This window comes from Spirosoma sp. (assembly GCF_048594605.1).
Classification (GTDB): domain Bacteria; phylum Bacteroidota; class Bacteroidia; order Cytophagales; family Spirosomataceae; genus Spirosoma.
This window is the reverse complement of record NZ_JBMDWV010000243.1, coordinates 1-4,000: the sequence shown is the minus strand read 5'-3', so window position 1 is coordinate 4,000 and position 4,000 is coordinate 1. Positions and strand designations below refer to the sequence as shown.

Here is a 4,000-nt window from a genome sequence, read left to right as displayed (position 1 = left end):
TTAAACTTGTCTTATTAGATTAAACTAGAGTCGTTTTTTGTCATTTCGAACGTAGGGAGTAATCTCAAGCAGGCGTTGGTAGAACTTTTAGTTTTCTCCCTACGGTCGAAATGACAAAAAACAATTTCATCAGCAACCTTTTCTAAAAGTTTAAACAGGTTCATCGTTTTACCTCCGCAGTAGTCGAAGCAGACGTAGCGGATAGTACGCGCACTGGTCCCATCAGCCCCGACGGAAGCAGGGGCGAATCAGCCCGGTAGAATGGCATCGTGGTGTAGGTAATTTTGCTGGTCACGCCGGGCTGGGCGTCGCCGATCAGGCGATTGACCCACAGATTTGTGACTTTCACCTGTACCGCATTACGGCCGGATTTTACAGCCTCGGTAATGTCGATACGGAACGGTTTCTTCCAGACTGTTCCTACGGTTTTGCCGTTGACAATCACTTCAGCCATATTCTTCACCTCGCCCAGATCAAGAACGTAGGATGCATTTTTAGGTACAGAGGATAATTCGAACGTATTGTCGTACGTAGCTGTGCCCGAGAAATACTTGATGCCGGGGTCAGCATTGTCGGTTAGTGACGCCAGCGTATTGAACGTCGCTTGTTGAGGAGCGCCCCGTCCTTCCTGAAAACGTACCGTCCATGCACTTGCCACACTGGCCGCAGTCGATTCCGTAACAGCAGGTTTGGTGTAGGAAGCAACCGTCGCCTTGTCGCGGAAGACAATAAAGTAAGCATCCCACGGATCGAAGGTAAGCGGCACTACGGTTTGTCCGTCCTTGATCTGATACGACACTTTTTCGGTTTTGCCGGTCTGCGGGTGCCACAACTCCGGCACTTTGCCCGTTACCCGAAAGCTGATGGTAGCTTCATTAGGATTCTCGCTCCGGTTGTCGAGCCAGTAGAGGTCGGTCGGTCGGGATGCCGCATCACCGCCGTCGCGGTTATCGGTTTGGCGGTGAACGTACAATACTTTCGCTTTAGCACCGGAAATGTCGACATCTTTCGGAATATTCATTTCCTTCAGGACGTTCGCGATTGGTTTTGTCGATACGTTCGGATTGTTCCAGATCTGATTAACCAACGTAGTGAACTCGGCTGCATTATCGCTTAGGCTGGGCGTACGTTCGGGTTTGGCACCTGCTACGTACATGCCCGATTTGACCAGTTCACCCAGTTTTTTCAGGACGGGCAACGTCATCGTCCGCGCGGTAGAATCCAGAACTAACAAACGGTACGTTTGCCCACTTGAGGTTACAATCTTCCCGCCGTCGATACGTAGCGCATTCGTCAGAACGGTAGCGTTGGCAAAGTCAAAAGCGTAGCCATCTGGTATGGCGGGCAGTTTATCGGCAAATGCCTGCGTAATGTTGTTGTTCTGACCGTAGTAATACAGAACATCTACAACGGGTTTGCCCTGTTGCAACAGAAAGCAGCTCCGGCCCAGATAGTCCATCCAGGATTTAGCCTGTTCAGCCCAGGTTTCCTGGCGGGTAAAGTACTGGCCGAATGGCCCAAGCGAAAAGCCGGGTTTCCTGTCATCGAGTGGCTGGTGGACAGACGTATGAATCACAAACCGGTTCAGCCCCGACGCCATTTCCAGATCGGCCGTACGCTTGAGTTTTTCCGGATGCCAGCTAAACGCATTCTGGATAGATGTCATCGACTCGGCCGCTACAAGGTTCTGTCCGTAAATGTGCGCTACCGAAGCGGCTTCCCGAATATCGGCTTCGCTACGTACTTCTTCCTCGGCACCGCCCGCCAGGCTACCCGGCGTCCACATAGCCGACATTGGAATATCGGCCTTTCGCTTCACGTCCATACCATCAGCCAGGTAAATCCGGCCATTTTCGTGCGATTCCGTGTACCGCTTCATGCCCCGGGCATGAAGCTGATCGCCGATGACTTCGTAATGACTATCGACGATCAGCTCACCGATGGTTCTCCGAAAATCCCACAGAAACTTTTCGCTGTCTTCAGCGCTTTTCACAACCCGTCCTGCCAGTACGGGCAGCCAGGGCTTTATGTCGTAGCCGCGCCGTTTCTGGAACTCCTCCAGCATGGTTTTGGTCCAGGTCATATGGCCCGCTTCGTAGCTATCCAGCACCATGTATTGCAGCCCCTGAGCGCCCATCTGACCGCCTGTGGCATCCTTGTACATGTCCAGATACGTATTGATATAGTTTTTAACCGCTACGTTGTCGAGCTTATCCACCTCCAGCCCTGTCGCTTCAGGGGAGGCCGGGTGATTTTTACGACCCGTCATGGAGTAGCCCAGCCGCATGACTACCCAATTCCCGGACGGAGCTGTCCAGTTCAACGTACCGTCCGGGCTCATTTTGGCGGTCAGATCCACTACGTCCTGCGTGGGAATGGCATCGGCACCGGCTTTCACCAGCGAATGCGTACTTTCTTTCCAGGCACTGAAACCGGCTTTCTGCTCGAACAGATCGACACGGTCGGTATTGTGCAGCACCAACTCGGCAACGGGTACGCCCTGCGGTTTGCCGGGTTCGGCCCGACCGCCCATCATAGCCGCAAACGGATTGCCTTCGGGCTTCTCGGTTTTGAACGTAAACCGGAAGTATTTCGCCGTAGTGGGCAGAATAGCCATCGTACTCTGAGGAACGGTGCTGCCCCGAATAATCACTACGTCCCGGAAGTTCGTCCCATCGTCGCTTACTTTCAGCATCCGGTTGTCCGGCATGCCTCTGAACTCAGCCAGTTCGCCTGCTGCTGCCGCTCCTACGATGGTAAACGCCTTGATGGTCTGCGGACTGTCGAATTCGTATTGTATCCACATGTCCTGCCCTACTTCCATCGGCGGCAGCATTTTGGCATTGGCCAGATCACCGTCTGTCAATTCGGCCAGGCTGAACGTACCGCCACTCGACGTAATTTTTGGGTTTAGCGAGGAAATTGGTTTTTCAGCGGCTGGCAGGCGATAGGCAACCACAGCGGCATCGGCATAATAGTTTTGCGACTTCTCGGCGGTTGGGTTGCTCAACATATCCGGGGCCAGTGCTACGTTCTGAAACTTGCCCGTTGTGGCTGAAGGCTGAGGCAGTTTATCCGAAAAGGGCTGTCCGCCGGTTACCCGCGTTTCGGTCCAAACGTATTTCTTCATGGCATCCTGTGGCTTCACCCACGGCCCACCCGTTACGCTCCAGCCGGGCGATCCGGCAATGGCCATTTCGAGACCAAGTTTTTGAGCTAAGTCGGTAGTGTGTTTAAACGCGTCTTTCCACTCAGGCGTCATGAACACCAGCTTTTTAGGCGTTACGTTGGGCGTAAACAGGCTGGCGTCGAAATTTTGAAACCCGCCAATACCGACACGCTTCATCCATTCGAGGTCTTTGGTAATTCCTTCTTTGGTGATGTTACCGTTCATCCAGTGCCACCATACACGAGGTTTGGCCGCATCGGGCACCGCCTGAAAGCCCTTCTGAAGCGCTGGCGACTGCGCAAACGCCAGGGCTGGGAGCATCCAGGCCAGCAGTGTTATTTTTTTCATAAAAGGTAAGGGTTGGGGTTGAGAAGATATAGGATGTATGATACGTGATGGATTGCTTTCGCGTCAGCTACATCATATATCCTATAGCAAGTCTAATTCGAGGGAATGGATTCTCTTTCATAGAGTTACCTCACTGCCCAACAGAATTCAGAACGGCTTCGACCCCCATGACGACCATGAGACTGCCCGATGGTTCCTTAGGATTGACGAACACCAGATACACATCGTGCGGCTTGTTGTCGAACGGCGTAGGCAGTTTAATTGGAATGGTTAATTGATTGGGTCGGAAATCCATTTTATCCGTAGCCTCCAGCAGAGCCGATTCGCCAATTAATTTTCCGGTCGGGCTATCCAGGCGCAATTCAACCTTACCTCCTTTGGCGTTGAGCTGGGGTTTGGGCGCCGTTGCCATCACGCGAAGTTCGGTGAGTCCGTTCAAATCAGCCTGTTTGATGCCCATGTAAGCGCCCGACTTACTGGGAA

At 52.8% G+C, this 4,000-nt stretch carries 1 protein-coding gene and 1 pseudogene; both read right to left on the bottom strand.

Going from position 1 to position 4,000, the window contains the following annotated elements; genetic code table 11:
* Window positions 1–160: 160 nt before the first annotated feature.
* On the bottom strand, window positions 161–3,517 hold the full coding sequence (locus tag ACOJS8_RS15210) for a glycosyl hydrolase (protein WP_420149395.1): 3,357 nt from the start codon (window positions 3,515–3,517) through the stop codon (window positions 161–163).
* Between the two features lie 130 nt (window positions 3,518–3,647).
* Window positions 3,648–4,000, bottom strand: a pseudogene (locus tag ACOJS8_RS15205) (cytochrome C); the annotation flags it as partial.

Bases quoted from the DNA above. Each gene is read 5' to 3' on its own strand.
- ACOJS8_RS15210 (WP_420149395.1), bottom strand. From the start codon at position 3,517: ATGAAAAAAATAACACTGCTGGCCTGGATGCTCCCAGCCCTGGCGTTT.